General features: G+C 52.3%; 12 protein-coding genes and 1 pseudogene. 7 read left to right on the top strand and 6 right to left on the bottom strand.

Features of this window, described 5'->3' with window-relative positions; genetic code table 11:
* The 3 genes from B2067_RS00735 to B2067_RS00725 all read left to right on the top strand — a co-directional run.
* Nucleotides 1-881 (top strand): vWA domain-containing protein (locus B2067_RS00735; protein ID WP_301387186.1); only part of this gene is annotated, 881 nt, incomplete at its 5' end.
* On the top strand, nucleotides 878-2869 hold the full coding sequence (locus B2067_RS00730; protein WP_301387185.1) for a VWA domain-containing protein: 1992 nt from the start codon (nucleotides 878-880) through the stop codon (nucleotides 2867-2869). The genes B2067_RS00735 and B2067_RS00730, both read left to right, overlap by 4 nt.
* The gene (locus B2067_RS00725) at nucleotides 2863-4566 is read left to right on the top strand and encodes a BatD family protein (RefSeq protein WP_301387184.1); all 1704 of its coding nucleotides are present in this window, start codon (nucleotides 2863-2865) and stop codon (nucleotides 4564-4566) included. Before B2067_RS00730 ends, B2067_RS00725 begins: the two co-directional genes overlap by 7 nt.
* Nucleotides 4567-4625: 59 nt before the next feature.
* On the opposite strand, the gene ligA is transcribed toward B2067_RS00725, so the two are convergent.
* The 4 genes from ligA to B2067_RS00705 all read right to left on the bottom strand — a co-directional run bounded on the left by ligA (nucleotide 4626) and on the right by B2067_RS00705 (nucleotide 12662).
* A complete protein-coding gene (gene ligA, locus B2067_RS00720) occupies nucleotides 4626-6704 on the bottom strand; it encodes an NAD-dependent DNA ligase LigA (protein ID WP_301387183.1) in 2079 nt (692 codons plus the stop codon).
* Nucleotides 6701-8089 carry a cell division protein ZipA C-terminal FtsZ-binding domain-containing protein gene (locus tag B2067_RS00715; RefSeq protein ID WP_301387182.1) on the bottom strand — a complete coding sequence of 463 codons (1389 nt, stop codon included), beginning with the start codon at nucleotides 8087-8089 and terminating at the stop codon, nucleotides 6701-6703. The genes ligA and B2067_RS00715 overlap by 4 nt, the downstream gene beginning before the upstream one ends.
* A gap of 265 nt (nucleotides 8090-8354) precedes the next feature.
* Nucleotides 8355-11864 (bottom strand): chromosome segregation protein SMC, encoded by a 3510-nt coding sequence (gene smc, locus B2067_RS00710; protein WP_301387181.1) that lies wholly within the window; start codon nucleotides 11862-11864, stop codon nucleotides 8355-8357.
* Between the two features lie 123 nt (nucleotides 11865-11987).
* Nucleotides 11988-12662: a GntR family transcriptional regulator gene (locus B2067_RS00705; RefSeq protein WP_068437017.1), complete on the bottom strand. Its 675-nt coding sequence runs from the start codon at nucleotides 12660-12662 to the stop codon at nucleotides 11988-11990.
* Between the two features lie 177 nt (nucleotides 12663-12839).
* On the opposite strand from B2067_RS00705, the gene B2067_RS00700 reads away from it, so the two are divergent.
* Nucleotides 12840-13988, top strand: a complete 1149-nt coding sequence (locus tag B2067_RS00700) for an alkane 1-monooxygenase (protein ID WP_301387180.1) — start codon at nucleotides 12840-12842, stop codon at nucleotides 13986-13988.
* Between the two features lie 168 nt (nucleotides 13989-14156).
* Here B2067_RS00700 and B2067_RS00695 read toward each other — a convergent pair whose 3' ends face one another.
* On the bottom strand, nucleotides 14157-14939 hold the full coding sequence (locus B2067_RS00695; protein WP_301387179.1) for a hypothetical protein: 783 nt from the start codon (nucleotides 14937-14939) through the stop codon (nucleotides 14157-14159).
* 287 nt (nucleotides 14940-15226) lie between these two features.
* On the opposite strand from B2067_RS00695, the gene B2067_RS00690 reads away from it, so the two are divergent.
* Nucleotides 15227-18241 carry a Tn3 family transposase gene (locus B2067_RS00690; RefSeq protein WP_301387178.1) on the top strand — a complete coding sequence of 1005 codons (3015 nt, stop codon included), beginning with the start codon at nucleotides 15227-15229 and terminating at the stop codon, nucleotides 18239-18241.
* A gap of 139 nt (nucleotides 18242-18380) precedes the next feature.
* On the opposite strand, the gene B2067_RS00685 is transcribed toward B2067_RS00690, so the two are convergent.
* Nucleotides 18381-19469 carry an endonuclease/exonuclease/phosphatase family protein gene (locus B2067_RS00685; RefSeq protein ID WP_301387177.1) on the bottom strand — a complete coding sequence of 363 codons (1089 nt, stop codon included), beginning with the start codon at nucleotides 19467-19469 and terminating at the stop codon, nucleotides 18381-18383.
* 4 nt (nucleotides 19470-19473) lie between these two features.
* On the opposite strand from B2067_RS00685, the gene B2067_RS00680 reads away from it, so the two are divergent.
* The gene (locus tag B2067_RS00680) at nucleotides 19474-20079 is read left to right on the top strand and encodes a putative solute-binding protein (RefSeq protein WP_301387176.1); all 606 of its coding nucleotides are present in this window, start codon (nucleotides 19474-19476) and stop codon (nucleotides 20077-20079) included.
* Nucleotides 20080-20187: 108 nt separating this feature from the next.
* Nucleotides 20188-21266 (top strand): annotated as a pseudogene (locus tag B2067_RS00675) (transposase).
* Nucleotides 21267-21466 lie beyond the last annotated feature (200 nt).

Genomic DNA, 21466 nt, shown 5'->3' with positions numbered 1-21466 from the left:
TGCCAGACCTGAGCGACTGGAGCAGCACATCAGGCAGTACACCGGACAACACGGCGAGCGGTGTGCGCTGGGTAGTGCCAGCGTTGGCCTGGCTGGCCCTGGTGTGTGCGCTGGCCCGCCCGGTCTGGCTCGGAGAACCGATACGCCTGCCCGCCGAGGGGCGTGACCTTATGCTCGCGGTCGATATTTCGGGCAGTATGGATACCGCCGACATGGAGTTGAACAATCGTCCAGTGAATCGTCTGGATATTGTTAAACACGTGCTGAACGATTTTATTAATCAGCGCGAAGGCGATCGCCTGGGATTGATTCTGTTTGGCTCGAACGCCTATCTGCAAGCACCACTGACGTTCGACCGTGAAACCGTGCGTACGTTTATGAATGAGGCGGCACTCGGACTTGCCGGGAAACAAACCGCGATCGGTGATGCCATTACCCTCGCCGCCAAGCGCATGCGCGAAAACCCGTCAGACAGTCAGGTGATCGTCCTGCTCACCGATGGAGAAAACACGGCCGGTAAAGTGGAACCCGTCAGAGCCGCAGAACTCGCTTCTGAGCTGGGCATTAAGATTTACACCATTGGCCTGGGCGCTGAGAGTATGCAAGTCCCAAGCTTCTTCGGCAGTCGCACAATCAACCCGTCACGTGAATTAAACGAAGGCGAGCTGCAAAGTATCGCCGACCTGACTTCGGCACGGTTTTTCCGCGCTCGTAATACTGAAGAGCTGAGCCAGATTTACGACTTAATCGATGAGCTGGAACCGACCGAGCGGGAGAATAAAACTTACCGACCTGAGTCCGGACTGTTTCAGTGGCCGCTGCTTGTTGCCCTGTTGCTTGGCTGGGTTCAGCTTGTGCTTGTACGACGAGGTCTGTCATGAGTGAGTTTCTGAATAACATTCACTTTATGCGCCCTATCTGGCTGGTGCTTCTTATTCCGGCTGTCGTTATGACCGTCTGGCTGACACAGCGGACGCTGCGCAAAGGCCGCTGGGATCAGTTGATTGATCCCGCACTGCAAGCACACATGCTCGACCGCACGCCGGGTAAATCGTCCATCCTCGGCGTGATCGCCGTATTCATTGCCTCTGCCATCGCCATCGTCGCCATATCCGGTCCAAGCTGGCAGCGCAAAGCGGTGCCTGTGATCAGTAACCCGGATGCTTTGGTGCTACTGATTGATATGTCGCTTTCAATGAACGCAACCGATGTCGCGCCTGATCGCGCCACCCGGGCAATTCGTAAAGCCACGGACATCGTCCGCGGCCGTGAAGATGGCATCACTGCGGTCATCGCCTACTCAGGCGAAGCCCACACTGTCGTGCCCTTTACTGACGATAAAGCAACCGTTGAGCACCTGCTGACGTCACTGTCTCCCGAGATCATGCCGAAACTCGGTAGCCGACCAGATAAAGCTCTGACTCAGGCTCAAACGCTAATGACGGATGCCGGTGTCAATGAAGCCTCCGCTCTGCTGATTACTGACGGTATCCAGAACAAAGACGTCGAGCGCATTGCTATCGCTTTGGGTGACTCTATTGACCTTAGTCTGATTGCCGTCGGCACGGCTGAAGGGGCGCCAGTACCTATTGGCGACCAGGGGTTCCTCAAAAAAGGGGATGGCACCATCGTCCTGCCAAAGCTGGATACCGCGCCGATGCAGGCACTGTATGAGGCCACCGGCAGTCGCTGGCGGGCAATGAGTTATAACGACAGTGACTGGCGCAGCCTCACCAACAGTCTTCCCGGGAGCAACGACGCCAACGCACAGGAAACGACATTCGAAACCTGGCAGGATGCAGGTTACTGGCTGACCTTTTTGCTGATCCCCATCGCCATTGCAGGCTTTCGCCGGGGTGTACTGTTCAGCCTTGTTTTAATCCTGCCACTGCTCCCCGAAACGGCGAGCGCGAACGCCTGGAAAACGGACAACCAGCAAGCCGCTGAACTTATGGAGAGCGACCCGGCCCAAGCGGCTGAGCTGTTCAATAACCCTGAATGGAAAGGCACAGCGCACTATCGCGCCGGAAATTACGAAGCTGCAGAAGAAGCCTTTACGCAAAGTGATTCTGCACAAGCGAAATACAACCTGGGCAATGCCCGTGCTCAACAAGGCAAGCTCGAACAGGCCGCAGAAGCCTACCGGGATGCACTGAAAGCAGACCCTGACCTGACGCAAGCGCAGAAGAATCTCGACCTTGTTGAAGAAGCAATGAAGCAGCAGGAGCAATCGTCGTCTGACTCTGAAGGCGATTCTGAGAATTCTGACGAGAACTCTCAGAACGACCAGCAACAGGACAGCTCGCAAAGTAATGGTGAGAACAGCTCACAGAGCAATTCATCAGAGTCGCAGAATTCAGACCAGGATCAGAACAACAGTAGTCAGAGCGACAGCAATTCCTCGGAAAATTCAGAAGGTTCTTCAGGTCAGAACTCTGATAACCAGAATTCAGACTCTGGGGAGGACTCTGAACAGGAGTCAGCTGATGATGCCTATGCTGAAGAAATGGCTGAAAAAATGGCCGAAGAACAAGCCCAGAAGCAGGCTGAAGAACAGGCCGGAAAGCAAGAACAGCAGCAAGCTGGAAAAGCTCAACAGCCAGAGACTGGGAAGTCCGGAGACCGCGGCCTGAGCGACCAGCAGGATTCACAAAACGGCGATGAAGGTCAGGCCCAGAAACAAACGGCCGCAGAGCAACAGAGCAATGAAGAGAATGGAGAGTTCAGCCATCTGTCCCGCGAGCAGCAAGCGGCGATGGAGTCTGTGCTCAACGAGGTAGAAGATAACCCGGGTCTGCTGATGCAACGGAAGTTTTTATATCAGTACCGCCAGAATGCAGATCAGACGGAAGAGGATGTTTTATGGTAATCCGTTGGATTATTACCGCAGCGCTATTAATAGCCAGCCAGCTGGTACTCGCGGCTGAATTTATCTCAAGCGTTGATCGCAAACAGATTGGCCGCTCGGACCCGGTGACTCTGCAACTGCAGCATGTCGACAGCCAGGGTGGCTTTCTGAATCTGTTATCGACCGACATGCCAGACCTGTCGCCACTGGAACGCGACTGGAATGTCGTCGGCCGCCCACGCATCAGCAAAGAAAGTTCAAACGTTAATGGCAAAAGTACCTCAACCACTCGCTGGGAAGTCGAACTATTACCCCGCCGGACGGGCGAAGTACTGATTCCGGCCCTGTCATACAAAGGCGAGTACAGTGATCCTATTCGCATCAATGTCGAAGACACAGCGACGACAGAACCCGAAAAGTCCGAGCATTTTTTCTTCGAAGTAGAAGTCAGCAGCGGCACTCACTACGTACAGGAACAACTGCTATATATTGAGCGCATGTACTACACAGTGAATCACGATGATGCTTCTCTGTCGGAATTTGAAGTCGCTAACGCCCGCGTTCAACCTCTCATGGACCCGAAGAAACACATTACCGTGGTTGATGGTCAGCGTATCGGTGTTTACGAACGTCGCTACGCGATCTTCCCTGAATCGTCAGGCACACTGGTAATACCGGGGCAACGCTTTACGGCTCGTGTTACCGACCGCTATAACCGCTTCCGCGGCTCGGCAGAAACCATTGTCAGCAAACCCATCGAATTAACCATTAATCCGATTCCTGACAGCTACCCGCAAGCGCCATGGATTCCTGCCAGCCGGTTTGTTCTGGAAGAAACATTCAGCACACCTCCGACCGAGTGGCAGGCAGGCGAACCTGTAACCCGCACTTTTACTATTAAAGCTACTGGGCTGAATTCCGGCCAGGTTCCGCCCGTTCCCATGGCAGAAGTGCAAGGTCTGCGTTACTACCCGGACCAGACTCAGGACAACAGCTCTATTTCAGAGCAAGGCATTGTGACCACGATTACTCAAAGCGTCGCCCTGGTTCCGGGAGTTGCAGGTGAGCTTATTCTGCCCGAAGTACGTATCCCATGGTGGAATACACTGGAAAACCGCGTTGAATACGCGACCTTGCCTGAGCACGAAATCAAGGTCACTCCAGCAGCGGCTGCGCCGCCCTCTTCTCAAACTTCACCCGGCATTTCTGAGCCCACTGTCGACCCAGTCGCTGGCGAACTACCCGCTGATTCAGGGATCTGGAAACTTGCACTGGGTGTCTCTGTCATTATGAACGGCCTGCTGTTAGCCGCTGTTGCCTGGCTGATGCTACGCCGACCTCCGACTGCTAATGTATCTGCTGTTACGGATCATCAGGCACGTAAAGAAGCCGCCGATAAAAAACAAAAAGAAGACGAGCACTACTACTGGCGTGAGCTTAAAAAGTCTGCCCGCGAGAATAATGCTCAGGCCATCCGCGAAAACATTATTCATTGGGCTTCAGCGGCATCTGGACGCCCGATGACCTCGCTTGCTCAGGCTGAAGTCTGGTTGAATGATGTCAGGTTAAGTGCAGCTCTGGCTGAGCTGGATGCGACGCTTTACAGCGCCGATAAAAACAGCGCCTTTAATGGAAGTAGTATTACGCTGTTAATCGAAAGAGCGATGAAAGAAAACAAATCGCAGGAAAATCAGGAATCCCTTCCCGAACTTTACTGAGCATTACCAGATTTTGCTCAGTTTCTTATGCTTGGTTTTCATGAGCGAGCTGAGCAGTCTTACTGACCGCTCAGTTCTTCCAGCAAGGCTTTAAACCCTGCCTCATCGTACACTGTTACTTCTAGTTTCTGCGCTTTAGCGAGTTTCGAGCCCGCTTTCTCGCCTGCAACCAGAAAGTCGGTTTTTGCCGATACGCTGCCCGTGACTTTAGCTCCCAGAGCCTCAAGTGCCGCCTTGGCATCATCTCGTGTCATGTCCGACAGTGTGCCGGTAATGACCGCGGTTTTACCATTAAGAGGCGCGTCTTCGGCACTGCTGACGGGTTCTTTTTCTTCCCAATGAATGCCGGCTTTCTGCAACTGCTCGATTACCGTGCGGTTGTGCTCTTCAGCAAAGAAATTAACGATATGTGCAGCCACGATATCGCCAATGTCGTCAACCGCCACCAGCTGTTCATGCGTGGCAGACATAATACGCTCAAGGAAACCAAAATAACCGGCAAGATTGTTGGCCGTAACCACGCCAACCTCACGGATGCCGAGAGCATAAATAAAGCGTGCAAGCGTCGTCTGCTTCGATTTTTCAAGAGCGTTCAATACGTTCTGCGCGCTCTTCTCAGCCATACGCTCAAGCCCGGCGATATCTTCAACGGACAGATGAAACAGATCATCGAGAGTATCAATCAAGCCCGCTTCGACCATCTGCTCGATCAGCTTATCGCCCAGGCCTTCAACATCCATCGCCTTGCGTGAAGCAAAATGTTTAATCGCCTCTTTACGCTGAGCAGAGCACACCAGCCCGCCGGTACAGCGAGCAACAGCCTCACCCTCTACTTTATCGACATGTGACTCACAGACCGGACAAGCATCCGGCATCTGAATATCAGTCACAGTATCGGGACGACGTTCTTCAACAACAGAAACGACTTGAGGAATCACATCCCCTGCACGTCGGATAATAACGGTATCACCGATTTTTACGCCCAACCGCGCAATTTCATCCATATTATGGAGCGTTGCATTACTGACCGTTACGCCGGCCACATGCACAGGTTTTAAACGCGCTACAGGGGTTAAGGCACCGGTACGGCCAACCTGAAAATCAACGCCCAATAATTCTGTTAATTCTTCTACCGCCGGAAATTTATAAGCAATCGCCCAACGCGGTGCTCTGGCGACAAAACCAAGCTGCTGCTGTAATGCCAGAGAGTTTACCTTGAAGACAGTTCCGTCTATTTCGTATCCCAGGCCCAGGCGCTTTTCACCAAGGCCTGCAAAGAACTTTTCAGCCTCTTCACGACCAGTCACAACGCGCATTTCTTCATTAATGCGCAGCCCCCACTTCTGGATCTGTTCCAGCGTCGCGCTGTGAGTTTCTGGCAGCGTATATTCGTCACTGACAACCCCAAGACTGTACGCGCAGAACTCCAGCGGACGTTTCGCCGTGATACTGGAATCCAGTTGTCGCAGCGAGCCCGCTGCCGCGTTTCTCGGGTTAGCGAATACTTTCTCACCCTGCTCCCGCGCACGTTCGTTGTAGGCTTCAAAGCCTCCCTTGGGCATATAGACTTCGCCGCGAATCTCAATGCGCTTGGGCACATCATCACCGATTAAACGCAGAGGAATATTTTTAATCGTGCGAACGTTCTGGGTGACATCTTCACCTGTTTCGCCGTCGCCACGCGTCGCTGCACGCTCCAGTAAACCATCGATATAAAGCAGGCTGATCGCCAGACCATCCAGCTTTGGCTCACAGGCATACTCGATTTCTTCACTGCTCTTCAGACGATCGCGAACACGCTGATCGAACGCCGCAAACTCCTCTGCATTCATGGCGTTGTCCAATGACAGCATAGGCCGTTCATGCTGAACTTCAGTGAAACCTGAGAGAGGTGCTCCACCGACCCGCTGCGTGGGCGAGTCAGAGGTGATTAGCTCAGGATGCTCACTTTCCAGCGCCTGTAGCTCGCGCATCAGGCGATCATATTCAGCATCCGGGAGCGACGGCTCATCGAGCACGTAATAGAGGTAATTATGGTGATTTATCTGGTCGCGTAATTCCTGAATTTTATCTTCAGGTGCGGAAGAAGAAGAGGCGCCGGATGAAGGCGCCTCTGAAAACATATCTTGCTGGCTCATACTCGTTTTTTCGCAGCCAGCCGTTGCTGGCGTTCATATTCCAATATCTGCTGACGCTCATGTTCCATCGTCTGAGTCGTCATCGCACTATGTGACTCGTCGAGCACATCAGCATTGAGGTTACGGGAAACCACCATCGCCATTTCAGACATCGCTTCGTACGCTTCCAGAGGACGTTTAGCCCCCGGCAGGCTCATAAAGAAGCTCAGCCCCATAAAGCTCTGATTCGCCATGTGCGAAGGATCAAACGTACCCGGATTACGTACCTGTGCAACCGAGAATTGAATGCGCCCCTGTCCATCGGCTTCTTCAAAACGGTGGAAAATATCTTTCTCGCCGTAGCGCAGGTCACAGCTGTTGAACAGGAACAACAGGTCACTGCCGTTAAAACCGCCTTCTTCTCGAGCGATGGTATGTATCACCAGCACCAGTTCCGGGTCAGGACGGTTGGCCAATACCTCTGCATTGGCACCCGCATAATTAACGGGCTGCGAGATAACCGGCTCTTCCGGCATGCTCTCGACTTCCTGATCAAGGTGCGGATCTTCAATATGTTCCGGATCTTCAACTTCTGAGGTCTGGTAGGTCTCGTCGCTCTCCTTTGAAGAGCCGACAGCCGATGACACCTCAGTTTGTTCCTGAGTCTCTGAATCCTGATACGCATCAGACATCACATCGTCTGTGGTTGGCGCTCGATCAGGTTTTGCTACAGGCTCAGTTTGCGCTTCGGGAGAAACGACTCGCGCTGGAGAGACGATACCTTCTTCGAAGCTTCGCTCATCTCCCAGTTCCTCAACGTCCAGTAGCACCGGCACCTTTTCATTCAGGTCGACAGGCTTAACCGTCGGGATAATATCCGCTCTCGGTGGGGTCGCTTGCGCTTCTGGTTCTGAATGTACTTTTGGCTGTGTCGATACGCCGGATGGCTCGGGAGAAACCTCAAAAGAAGGCTTGTGAGAAGCCTCCTGAAGCGGGCTTTCGTCTTCACTGTCCGAGATTGCACTGCCGATTTTCAGATCGACTGCCACTGAAACGTCATCGGTATCATCGCGACCAAACGACGGCTCGCGGCGCTCCGCTGCCTGCAGCACTGCATCCTGAGTTGCGGCGTCCGCTTTTTCTGATGAGCTACCAGTCTGAAACTGACCGTCGTCTGCTGGCGTTTTCTCTGAGGCAGACGCCTTTGCAGAGGCACTGACTACCCGAACAGTACCCGGTAACTCAGGGTTGTAATCTTCGTCATCCAACTCATCCATGCCCGGCTGAATATCCAGCCGTAATGCTTCAGCACGAGCCCGCTTCATGCGGCGGAATCCATCGACCATGATAGCGGCAATAGCCAACAGGCCTATCAGGATCAATACTGTGCGCCAGCTCCACTCCATACGTTCCTCAATAATTCTTTCTGTGTTCTAACAAATGTTGTCTGTCGATGTCTCAGACAGGCCGCTGTACTGGCCTGTGTGGGGTATTACACCACGAGCAGCCATAAAGGCAAACCACCCTTTTGAGTTTCATCTCAGGTCTGTTTAATTTGTACTCAGAGCACAGAAAGGATCGTCGGTTCCCTGACGCCTGAGGTTATCTAAAAGAAGGGGTTCGCCGATCTGTGTTTTTTCTGACGGCCCATGTGCGATAACGCAATTAAGCTTAACCGTTTTCAACCATCACTGCGGCTTCTTCAACATCGACAGATACAAGTCGTGATACGCCCGGTTCGTGCATGGTGACCCCCATCAGCTGATCGGCCATTTCCATCGCGATCTTATTGTGGGTGATGTAAATGAACTGGACCCTCTCAGACATGGCTTTAACCAAACGCGCATAGCGGCCAACGTTGGCATCATCCAGCGGCGCGTCTACCTCATCGAGCATACAGAAAGGCGCCGGATTGAGCTGGAAGATTGAGAACACGAGTGCGATGGCAGTCAGTGCTTTCTCACCACCCGACAGCAGGTGGATTGTGCTGTTCTTCTTACCCGGTGGTCTGGCCATGATGGCGACCCCCGTAGTAAGCAGATCATCCGTGGTCAGTTCGAGGCTGGCATGACCGCCACCAAAAACTTTCGGGAAGAGATCCGCGAGACCGGCGTTCATGCGATCAAAAGTTTCCTGGAAACGGTTCCGGGTTTCTGCATCGATCTTACGGATTGCGCCTTCGAGAGTATCGAGTGCCTTCTCCAGGTCATCATTCTGAGAATCCAGATACACCTTACGCTCGGACTGCAGCTTGTACTCTTCAATGGCCGCCAGGTTGATCGCCCCAAGACGCTGAATACGCTCGCCAATACGCGTCAGTTCATTCGCCCACTGCTCTTCATTCGCGGCTTCCGGCAGGCTATCAAGTACATCAGCCATGCTGAGTTTGTCTTCACGCAGCTGATCCACCAGCCCGTTCCGGCGAATATCGAGAGCCTGACACTCCATGCGAATCTGTTCGAGCTTGTTACGCTCAGCCAGTGCCTGCTGCTCCGCTTCTGAGCGCTCCTGCTCCAGCTGACGCAAGCGTGTGTCCGCCTGTTCGAGAGCATGGCGAGCCTCCGTCATGACCTCTTCGGCCTGCAGTTTCTCTTCCTGGAGAGCTTCCATCTCGGCCCTCAGCAGTTCGAGATCAGCACTGTGATCGCGGTTTTGGTTAGCATTGATCTGATCGCGACGCTCTTTGAGTTTCTGCATGGCCTCGGCCAGGCGGCTGATTGCATGACGAGTACTCTCATCGCGACTGTTGAGCGCCTGAAGTTGCAGCTGTAACTGATGCAGTCGATCTTTTTGTTGGCCCGCTGCCATACGAGCCTGACTCAAACGCTGCTCGACCTCGCTGCGCGACTGTTGCAGACGCTCACGCTCGTCGGTGTCTTCATCCACCGCACTCATGGCCTCCTGCCATTCAAGGCGCAGCTCAGCTAACGCTTCGGATTCGAGTGTTCGGGTTTCTTCGGTCTCGTTTAGCGATTGCTCAATTTTTTCGGTACGCAGACGCAACTGCTCAGCCTTCGCTTGCTGACCTGACAGCGATGCTTTCTGCTCCATCAGTTTGCGTGAAATCATCTGCCACTCTTGCTGAGCATTATCTCTTTGCTGTTCTAATGAGCGCTGACGCAAGAGCACACTTTCAAGATCGGCTTCCCACTCTTCAACGGAAATATCCAACTCATCAGCTTCAGCGTCGATGAGTTCGAGCTCCTGCTGGCGCGCAAGAATACCGCCTTCGTTATCCTGATCCCGGGCCACCCGCAACCAGGCAGGCCCCAGCCAGATACCGTCTGGGGTTATCACTGATTCGTCCTGTGCCAGCTGTGAGCGCATCGCCATCGCTTCAGGCAAGGTCTCTGCGATGCGGACTTTGCCCATCAACGAACTCAGGTTCTGATCCGTCGTCAGCTTATCGAGCAACAGGCCGGCAGCCGCAGCCCCCCCGCTGTTGACCGTGGATTCCCATAATGTCAGCGTGCCGTCGGCAAAGCCCGACAACCAGGGTTCCGCAGCGTTTACGTCATCGACAACCACCGCTTGCAGATAATCACCCAGCACGGTTTCCACGGCGGTTTCCCAGCCCTCTGCAACCGTCAGCTGCTGCGCCAGACGAGGCTTACGGGCCAACTGATGACTCTCAAGCCAATGGGTCACACCTTCACTGCTTTGACCTAACGCGGCTTTCTGCAATGCCTCCAGAGTCGCCTTACGCCCCAGCATCTGTTGCAGGCGCTGTCGTCCCTCTTCCAGTTCTTTACGTCGACGCTCGCTGTCTTCGCGAACGTCTTCCAGCTGGCCCCGAATCTCTTCAAGACGTGCCTGCTGTTCTTCTGCCTGTAACTCAGCTTCGCTGACTTCTTCCTGCAGCAGGGCGAAGTCGCCCAGGTCGGGATCTGAGGTCAGTTGTTCACGCTCCTGCTTCAGACGCTCGATCTGCTGCTCTAATCTCAGTACCTGCTGTTCGGTCGCCTGAATACGGCTCTGAGCCACATCGGCGCGTCGGGTAGGCTCACTGGCACGCTGAGTAAAAGCATCCCACTGGGATTGCCATTGGCGCTGGGCCTCTTCGGCTTCCAGCAGCTCGGCAGCATGTTCTTCTTCAGCCGCCTGAAGCATCTCGACTTCGGGCTCAAGCATTAAACGCTGCTCTGCCAGCTCTTCCTGTTGAAGCTGATCCTGCTCCAGCTGACGCTGGGTATCGAGGATGTTTTTTTCAACTTCGGCAAGATCGCTGTCGAGCTGCAATGCCAGCTGCGACTGATGCTCTATCTTCTGCTCCTGACGGGCAATACGGTTACCTACCTCGTAGTATTTGCCCTGCGCCGTATTAAAGGCATCGGTCCGCGCCTGATGATCGAGACGCAGCTCTTCAATGCCCGCGTCTGCTGCGCGCTGCTTTGCCATATGCGCTTCGAACTGCACTTCATGCTCGCGGATTACCTTTTCACGTTGCTCGTATTCTTCGTTCAAAGCAGTCCAGCGAATCGCCAGAAGTTCGGCCTTTTTCTGGCGCTCTTCTGCTTTCAGTTCTTTGTACTTTTCTGCGGCCTGCGCCTGTCGCTGAAGGTGCGCCAGCTGGCGTTCTAACTCATCGCGAATATCACTGAGGCGCTCAAGGTTTTCCTGCGTGCGACGCATGCGGTTTTCAGTTTCACGACGACGGTCTTTATATTTGGAGATACCCGCAGCTTCTTCGACGTACACGCGCAATTCTTCAGGCTTCGCTTCGATTAAGCGCGAGATCATGCCCTGCTCAATAATCGCATATGAACGTGGCCCGAGGCCGGTACCTAAGAAAATATCGGTAATGTCTTTGCGGCGGCACTTAGTGCCATTGAGATAGTAGGTCGATTGACCGTCACGCGTCACCTGACGGCGCACACTGATTTCGCTAAATTTCGCGTGCTCACCTTTTAAGGTACCGTCGCTGTTATCAAACACCAGATCGACACTGGCTTTACTGACTGGCTTACGCTCGGCTGAGCCGTTAAAGATCACGTCCGTCATGGCATCGCCACGCAGGTACTTAGCCGAACTTTCCCCCATCACCCAGCGTACAGCATCAATCGTGTTCGATTTACCACAACCGTTCGGCCCGACGATACCCGTGAGATTGGTATTGAACGGCACAGACGTCGGATCAACGAAGGATTTGAAACCGGATAGTCGGATGGCTTTCAGGCGCATAGCAGGGGGGGACGTCCTTTTAACTGAACCGGGGCCATGCCACCGGAAGCCGCAATAAAGAAGATGATGTTATCACAGTTCGCGGGGGACAAAAGCCGGACGGCTCTGTCGATGACGCGGGGGTCAGTCCAGAGCCGGAACCGGATTTTCAGCCATGGCATCCAGTACCAGCTGGCGCTGATAAAGACTGAATTCACGGAAGAGCGGAGGCAGTTCGTCTGCTTTGCGGGCCAGAATCAATTCGACGACTTTGGCGAAAAAGTGAATTGTACGCTCCAGACCTTCCTGAGAAAAACGGATAGATAGCGCGTAGGTCCGCTGAATGGCTGGCTGAAGATCACTCAGCAGAGTCGACAGATACGGATTATTAATGACGTCAGAAGCAGCGCGCATCAGGTCAAAGCCGGCCAGCATAAACATGAACTTGTCTTTTTTAAGCTCTGGGGACTGGAGCTTCATGGCTTGATTTAACAGGGGCATTTTATTTTCGTCAGTCCACTGCAAGGCGACCTGAGTAGCCAACAATGTCAGAAGAGCCTCGTAGACATCGTAGAGACTATTCACCCGCTCAACAGTCAGCTCTGCCACCATAGCGCCACGGCGTGGCTGAATGGTGACCAGATGCCTGGACTCCAGCAATAACAAGGCCTCGCGAACAGAACCACGACTCACCTGCAATTCCTCGACGACGCGAGCTTCCTGGATTCGCTCACCAGAGATCAACTCTCCTTTGATGATGCGCTCCGCCAGATGGGCCGCTATTTTTTCTGCAAGACTTTCGTGGGCTACAAAACTCATAACTATACTGAAATCAGTGAGATGCGCGGCATAGTACCACATTGAGCCAATACCACATTGATATTGGAGGACTTTTGTCTTCTCCGAACCTGTAACCTATCAGAGTTAATGTTAGATTGTAGGACAATACAACAATCAAACAACAAGACTAATTCAAATTCCTGTTATGGAGGCCGTATGACTCAGGCAACAGCACAGACTATCAGCGCCGATGATTGGCGCATGCAACTCAAGAAGTACGGTTATCTGATCGTTTTGATTCCGGCTGTGCTCTTTCCAATTGCTCTGTTTGGTTGGGAAGCAACCGGCAGTCAGCATGACGCTTGGTGGTATTTCCCTATTTTTGTTGTGTTCGGCATTATCCCTCTGCTCGACCACCTGATTGGTAAAGACCCCTTCAATCCAGATGAAGAGGCTGATGTGCCACGCATGTCTCTGGAGAAGTGGTACCCTTTCCTTACCATCATGACTCTGCCTGTCATGGCAATCACGATTGCTTACGGCGCAGCGCTCTTCTCGAGCGCAGAAGTTGGCCTGTTCGGTAAGATTGGTATGGTGATCTCAATGGGCGTGATCACTGGTATTGTCTGCATTAATGTTGGCCACGAGCTGATCCACAAGGACAGCACTCTGGAGCAATGGACCGGCGGTCTGCTGCTGGCTCTGGTAACCTACGCGGGCTTTAAAGTAGAGCATATCCGTGGTCACCATGTGCACGTATCAACGCCTGAAGATGCGTCGTCTTCACGCTATAACCAGACTCTGTATCAGTTCCTGCCGCACGCGTACTTCCACAATTTCATGAATGCGTGGAAACTCGAAGCGAAAAAACTGAAGCGCAAAAATCTGCCAGCGCTGCACTGGAAAAATGAACTGATCTGGTGGTACGCCATTTCAGCGGCAACCATGATCGGTTTCGGCCTGGTATGGGGCTGGATGGGTGCCCTGTTCTTCATCGCGCAGAGCTTCTTCGCCTTTACCCTGCTGGAAATCGTTAACTACATTGAGCACTACGGTCTGCACCGTCGTAAGCTGGAAAACGGCCGCTACGAGCGCACGACCCCAGCGCACTCATGGAACAGTAACTTCCTGCTGACCAACCTGTTCCTGGTTCAGCTGCAGCGCCACTCTGACCACCACGCTAACCCTAAGCGTCGTTACCAGGTACTGCGTCACTTTGACGAAAGCCCACAGTTACCAAGCGGCTACGCAGGCATGGTGGTACTGGCAGTGATTCCACCACTGTGGTTCAAAGTAATGAACCCACGTGTCGAAGCCTACTACAAAGGCGAAGAACATCAGCTGACTGCTAATCAGCAGAGCTAAAACCGCTTTAACCCCCTTGGGGAGCCTCCGGGCTCCCCTTTTTTATGCCTGCCTCCTGCAAGAAGAGATCGAAGATAACGACGCGCTCAGCCAACGCCTGGCGGGCGACCAGATCAACGCATGGAGCCAGCGTTAAGCTGGCCCATTGACGTTTCAAGGTGATGATTTCTACTTCGCAGACTGAACGAGCGCGGGGACAGAATCATCACCCATCTGCCAGTCTCGATAAGGTTGGTCTACCATTGCGAGACCGAGAATCGCGCGATCCATATTGCGGGTAGCTTCGGTGATAAACTGATCCACGGGTCCCCCCTTCTCTTCGTGAGCGATGACCGCATGGACGTCATATACCTTATACAACTGACGTTGAATTCCCATCAAACCAAGGTCAAACAGAATCGGGTCTGTACCTGCATCAGCGAATATAAAGCCGTCTATGCGACCGCTCTCAACCTTACGCAACGAGCCTTCGACAGAGTGGTCTTCAATTACCAGAAACGGAAAGAGGTTGGCGTGACCACCATGGGTGGCAATCCGGTAATTCTGTAGGTTATTCATATCGAGCGACACGCCACGCCGGGTATAAAGCACAAAATTGATCGTAAAAATGGTCGTCGACGAATACCCGAAAGGCAGTGCACTAACGGTTTCATCCTGATCCTTAATCAAAGGAAAATGGAAATCAGCTTCACCAGAAGCTGCCATCATCAGAGAACGTTTAAAAGGAAAACGCTCGATCATGATTGCCCGCCCTGTTTCTGTACGCCACTGACGAATAACATCAACAAGAGGATGTTCAGGCCCTTGACCCGGGGCATCTCCCATATATGGTACAACAACCCTTAGCGGCTTTTCAGAGAGATCGTCTTCGTGGGGAGCGGTAGAATCGGGTTGCGCGACCGCCTGACCGATACAAGCGGAAAAGAAAAGCGGGAGAATAGCTTTCAGCATCGATGGACCTCTTGTTGTGTACTCCCCCTGTACCGGCAAAATCCCTCATAGTTGGTCTTAAGGTTAGTCCCGCAACGCCCCATACTCAATGTGAATGCGCAAAAAGTCTTAGAGTATTTCCAGCGTGTGATCGCCTTCGCAATCAGGGGTTCTAGGGATTTTCCGTCCAAAAACGACAAAGTGCTCTGGAGGCCCCGCCATCTGTGGCCTCCAGAGGGGTATTACTTTTTTCGAGATCCCTATTTTGGCTCTATTTGAGTAAGATTTAGTCTTTTTGGGCTAAATCCATGGCATTCGAAGAACGGGTTCAGATCTTGTCCGAGGCAGAACAAGATGAGTTGTATGGACCTCCCGCTTTCACCTCCGCTGACCAACGCTTCTTTTTCTCGCTGAACGATAAGGAGCTGGCGGTCGCTAAAAGCGTTCGCCACCGGGCTCAGCGCTACATGTTTGTAGTACTGCTGGGCTATTTCAAAGCCAAGCCGGTGGTGCTGAATCCCGGCTTTCATCAGATCAAGCAAGACCTAAAATACGTTTATCAAACCGTTTTACCAGGCCCAGGCTGTAGACCCTTTAATCTCACACCAAAAGAGAACGAACGGATTTACCAACGTGTTTTCCAGCTCCGCAACTACCAGCGCTGGAATGCCAAAGCCCACGGAGTGGCGTTGAGCGACTACTTATCCCAGCAAGCCAGAGCCTGGACGGCGCCAAGGCACCTCTTCGATGCGGCCATTGAATATTGTTCGGGGCAGAAGATCGCGAGCCCTGCTTACAGCACTCTGCAAAAGATGATCAGTCAGGTGGTGAGAGATGAACAGGAACGCATGGCCGACCGCCTTGAACGTGCAATGTCAGGAAATCTTAAGCAAGTTCTAGCGGAGCTCGTGAACGGCGAAGGTCCGTTGCCGTTCCGACAGTTGCGACAATCGGCTCGTAACTTCACCGGAACCGAGTTGGAGAAAGAACTGATTGTCTATCGCCACATCCAGCATTGGATGCCGGAAGTGGATCTGCTGTTGAGCACGCTATCACTGTCGCAGAAAAATCAGCAACACCTGTCAGAGAAAGTCGACTACTACGGTGCCAAACTGAAACGTCAAACCATAGGCAACCAAAGGCTGTATTTATTGTGCTATCTGCAAACGCGATGGCAGCAAGCGCTGGAACGTATTGCAGATGGCTTTGTGCATCATGTCAGACAGACCAAACAGAAAGCAAAGGAGTATGCGCAGGAAGCGGTGTTTAAGGATTGGCAAAACGCATCTAAAAATGTCAGCAAGGCAGCTGAAGTACTGCATCTGTTCATTGATGACAGCATTGATCTGCAACTACCATTTGCAACAGTAAGACAACAAGCACTGAGCCTGCTGACCAAAAGGGATCTGGAATCTGTATGTCTCTTCCTGAACGAGCAGCGGCGATCGGTCGATGAAGCCATGTGGCAGTACTACGACGAGAAAGAAAGCCTGCGGAAGGGTTTGCTGCGAGAGTTGTTCCTATGTCTGCGCTTCGAAGGCAGCGACGGCACCCAGCACTTAGCGACCGCCTTGGCAAAAGCACAAGGCGAACTCAACGCCCAGGCCCAATTGCAAACCGCCGATACACGGTTGCTTTCCAAAAAAGCTCTCGAATTCCTGCTGGATGGTGACGGGAATATCCTGATCGATCGTTATGAGTGGTTCCTCTATCAACAGATTCCTGATCGCCTGAATGGCCAGCTGACTCTGCCTGAAATCACTAAATACCGGGCACTCGACGCCGACCTTATCGACGGGGAACATTGGCGAAAAAACAAATATACGCTGCTTCAACAGAGCCAGTTGACAAAATTAGCGAAGGAGCCTGAAAAGCTGGTCAAGCAGATGGCCATTGAATTGGATACCCGTTTGTACGAAGTCGGCGAATATCTTGAACAGGAAGACAACCGGAATATCATCTTGCGTAATCCGCAGGGTAAACGCTACTGGCGCCTGCCTTCGGCCAGCAAGCATCATCTGGTCAACAATCCCTTCTTCCAGCAAATTCCCTCAACGGGGGTTGCGGATGTACTGCGCATGGTCGATCGTGACACCGGTTTCATTGACTGCTTCACGCATGTGCTGGTTTCCCAATCCAGAAGCCGTTCCCATGAATATGACCTGTTGGCAATTCTGGTCGGCAATGCAACCAATCAAGGCATTTACGGCATGGCACAGATCTCTGATCGTACCTATGATCAGCTCAGCACTATCCAGGCGAACTATCTTCGCCTGGAAACATTGAATGCCGCTAACGACAACATCAATAACGCGACAGCCAAGCTACCGATCTTCCGGTACTACAACATCCAGGAAGATGTGATCCACGCCAGTGCCGATGGTCAAAAGTTCGAAGCCCGGCGCGAGACCTTCAAAACCCGTTATTCGTCGAAGTACTTTGGCACACAAAAAGGCGTTTCTGCCATGAGCCTAATCGCCAATCACGCCGCCATTAATGCCAGGGTAATCGGCGCCAACGAGCATGAATCACACTACATCTTTGATTTGCTGATGAACAATACATCAGACATCATTCCGGATGTACTCTCGACCGATACCCATGGGGTGAACCACGTGAATTTCGCGTTGCTGGATCTGTTCGGATACCAGTTTGCCCCACGCTATGCCCAGGTTGGCAAAGTGATCAATGACCTGTTTGATGTCAAGGAAGACAAAGAGAACAGAATTCAGCTACGCCTGAAAAAGCCCATCAACACACATCGGATTGCGCAACACTGGGATACCATTCAACGGATTGCTGTATCGCTTAAGCAGCGGAAAACAACACAAGCGACCTTGGTAAGAAAGCTCTCGGGGTACAAGCACAATCACCCGTTGCTGGAAGCCTTGACGGAATACAACCGCTTGGTGAAAGCGAATTATCTACTGTGCTACATCGATGATGCCAGTTTACGCAATTATGTTCAGCGCGCGCTGAACCGGGGAGAGGCCTATCACCAACTGCGTCGGGCCGTGAGCAGCGTTAATGGGGATCAGTTCCGGGGCAGTTCAGACGAGGAAATCCAGCTCTGGAATGAGTGCGCTCGCCTGGTCACCAATGCCATCGTTTACTTCAACTCCAGGATACTCAGCCAGCTATTGACCAGCTTCGAATTCCAAGGAGATACCAAGAGAATAGATATCGTCAAACAGGCATCCCCTGTGGCCTGGCACAACATTAACCTCAAGGGGGTTTACCACTTCGAATTGAGCGAAAAATTGCCAGATCTGGAGGAGCTTATGCGCTCAATCGAGGGATATTTACCCGTCAGCGAAAAGTAATACCCCTCTGGAGGCCACAGATGGCGGGGCCTCCAGAGCACTTTGTCGTTTTTGGACGGAAAATCCCTAGTACCCCAATCAGACAGATACAAAGTCAGGTACCAGAACGCCAAGTACCATCTCACGCCCCTGGGCGCTTTTAAGCTCCTTTGATTGGGTTGGGCACATCCTGCTTCTCAACATCCTCTTCTGTAACGGCTTCCTCTGCGCGCTCCCGGTCTTCCTGATCTGCGGATTCGCCTTCCTGCTCTTTTCCTTTCTGAGGTGTGTAATTCAACGCGGTATACAGAGAAAAATGATCAGAGCCAATATGAGGTAAACGCTCAATCTGACTCAAAGTGAAATGATGGCTGTGGAAAACGTGATCCAAAGGCCAGCGCAAAAACGGGAAGTCAGCATGAAAGGTGTTAAATGCTCCACGACCGATCCGGGGATCAAGCAATCCACTGATATGACGGAAAAGGCGGGTGGTCGGCGACCAGGCAACATCGTTCAGATCACCGGTAACAATTATCGGTTCATCCGAGTCTGCAACATTACGAGCAAGCACTGCGAGTTCAGCATCGCGTGGTGATGACACCTCACTCTCTGTCGGACTTGGCGGCTCAGGGTGCATAAAATGCATACGTACCTCTACTCCTGAACGGAGGGTCACACAGGTGTGCATCGACGGAATATCATCTTTCACCAGGTACTCAATCGAACTGTCGCTGAGCGGCAAGCGGGAGTAAAGGTGCATACCATAAAGGTTATCAAGCGGACACTTCAGCGTATGGGGCATCTCATCTTCGAGCACGTCGAGCTGCTGCTCCCACCACTTATCTGACTCTAACGTCACCAGAACGTCTGGCTGATACTCGCGGACTAGAGAAATCAGTTTCTCGGAGTCATGGTTAGGAGTCAGCACGTTCGCGGTAATGATGCTGACCTGATTATCCAAGTCCTGAACGGTGGTTTTACGTACTTCCGCTTTCCACAGCGGCGTATACGGTAAAACCCATTTGAGTTGCCAACCTAAGGCAATAGCGACCATCGCGATACACGCCCAGTAGAGGCCGTGACCGGAGTTGCCGACGAGCAGCAGGAGTAAAAGAACAACAATACCAAAAGCTGCGATCTGGATACGTGGAAAGTCCAGGCCTCTGACGATCCAGTGTGTGAAGCGTGTTTCCGGTAATGCAGTCGCGATTGCAATCAGAAAAGAGGCAGTAATTAAAACGGTGAACATAACGATGGCTCAGATTTACTGTACGACCACTATAGCCTGCCTTTCTGAGTGGGATAAAGCTTATAACTCCCTTTCGGCGCTAGAAGGAAAACAAGTCGCGGTGCAAACAATTGAAGCTCCTATGACAGCTCTGGTAAACCAATACGGCGGAACGCCCATCGAAGGCGGTATGATGAGAAACGTACTGGCTTACACGGATGAGCGAGTTTCCTCCATGATATCCACCGCGATCGCGTACCTTGTGATGGGCAGTGGCCAATCTGGCAACTCAACCGGCGTACTCCGCAACCCTCTTTCACAATCGACGATGCAACTGATTGGTCGCGCTGAGCAATTTCCTGATGAACTCGCTCAGCTTCTTCGTGAGGATTTCTTATTAAAATTTAATAACTATGCGGGACGTGTAGATACCGAGATGAATCTGGTTCCTGATGAATTCTGGATCGAAACGCCAGCAGACGAGACAAACAAACTAGAAGATGCAACTCGCGAAGTACGTCTCACGATGCGGGAAAACGGATACTACGACGGTACAATGCTCCGCATAGCTCGTAAGATTCGCTGTCGGTTTAATCCAGAGAAAGCCGAATGTGTTGATCCTGTTGAGTAGATGGGCAACACAGACCACCAAGGGACAGTAATACTAAGAATAATTCCTGATTTTTCTATTGGATCAACTCGTGTAGGTTAATCAAGTTAGCCAACATCAGGAGGATGCATGCCAAAGCCAAGGAAGCAACTGGTATCACTCGAAGCAACACCCTACTACCACTGCGTTTCACGATGTGTAAGAAGAGCATTTCTCTGTGGCAGTGACAACCAAGGCCGTAGCTTTGAACATCGACGAGGCTGGATCGAAAAGCTCATTCTCGATCAGGCACAAATCTACTGCATAGACATTGCCGCATACGCCGTCATGTCGAATCACTTCCACGTAATCCTACACATCAACCAGGCACGAGCACGCTCGCTAACAAACCTCGAAGTCGTACAGCGTTGGCACCAACTGTATGCAGGTACTCTACTCTCACAAAAGTATGAACGTGGAGAAGAACTATCAGAATCGCAGCAAGCCATACTGGACGAACGCATTGAAGAATGGCGAGATCGCCTGATGAGCATCAGCTGGTTTATGCGACGCTTGAACGAGACCGTAGCAAGACTCGCCAACGAAGAGGATCAATGCAGCGGCCACTTCTGGGAAGGAAGGTTTAAGTCCCAAGCACTATTGGATGAAAAGGCTCTTGCTGCATGTATGGCCTATGTCGACTTGAATCCAGTGCGTGCCGCGATGGCCAAAACACCTGAAGCATCTGGATACACATCGGTTAAGAAACGCGTCGAGAAAGCTAAAGAAGCACGCACGCCAAACCATCCCAAACAACAAGCCTATGGCCTCATGCCCTTTGCAGGAAATCCCCGCCAGGACATGCCCGAAGGCATTCAGATGCGGCTAACTGATTACCTCGACCTCGTCGAATCATTCGTCTCATCCATGAGACTCACCCTTCGGGCAGCCTGACGGCTGTGCAAAGTGTTCCATACACTTTGTGGACGGGCCGCCAGATCCGCAACAACAAGCGCGGCTCTATATCTGAGGCTGAACCCACCATCATGGATCGACTCGGCATAGACGCAGAACACTGGCTCTACATCACCCAGAACTTCGAATCAGAATTCAAAGGCATCGTCGGTGCAGTCCACGAAGTGAAGTCTAAAATCACTCAATTCTGGGACGATCAGCGAGAACGAAAGCGAGCGGCAGGCATCGCCGCCTGCAAGTTACGCCTTTCCTGAAGCAACTACCTGCCCCATAGATACCATCAGATTAGTCTGAGGCATTCGCTCGTTATGAATACCGACTTTCGACTCGAAGATACCTAATTCGAAGCCTCTAACGAAGTTTTCGACTAACTCGCCTCAGTCGGCAATTTTGAAGGCAAAGAAATCAGGCTTTCTCTCTAACCATGACTGTCCAAGTAGTTCGGTCCAAGTAG

The sequence above is a fragment of the Thalassolituus sp. UBA2590 genome (assembly GCF_002339775.1).
GTDB lineage: Bacteria > Pseudomonadota > Gammaproteobacteria > Pseudomonadales > Oceanobacteraceae > Thalassolituus.
The sequence above is the reverse complement of the archived record's forward strand: the minus strand, read 5'-3'. Positions and strand labels throughout refer to the sequence as shown.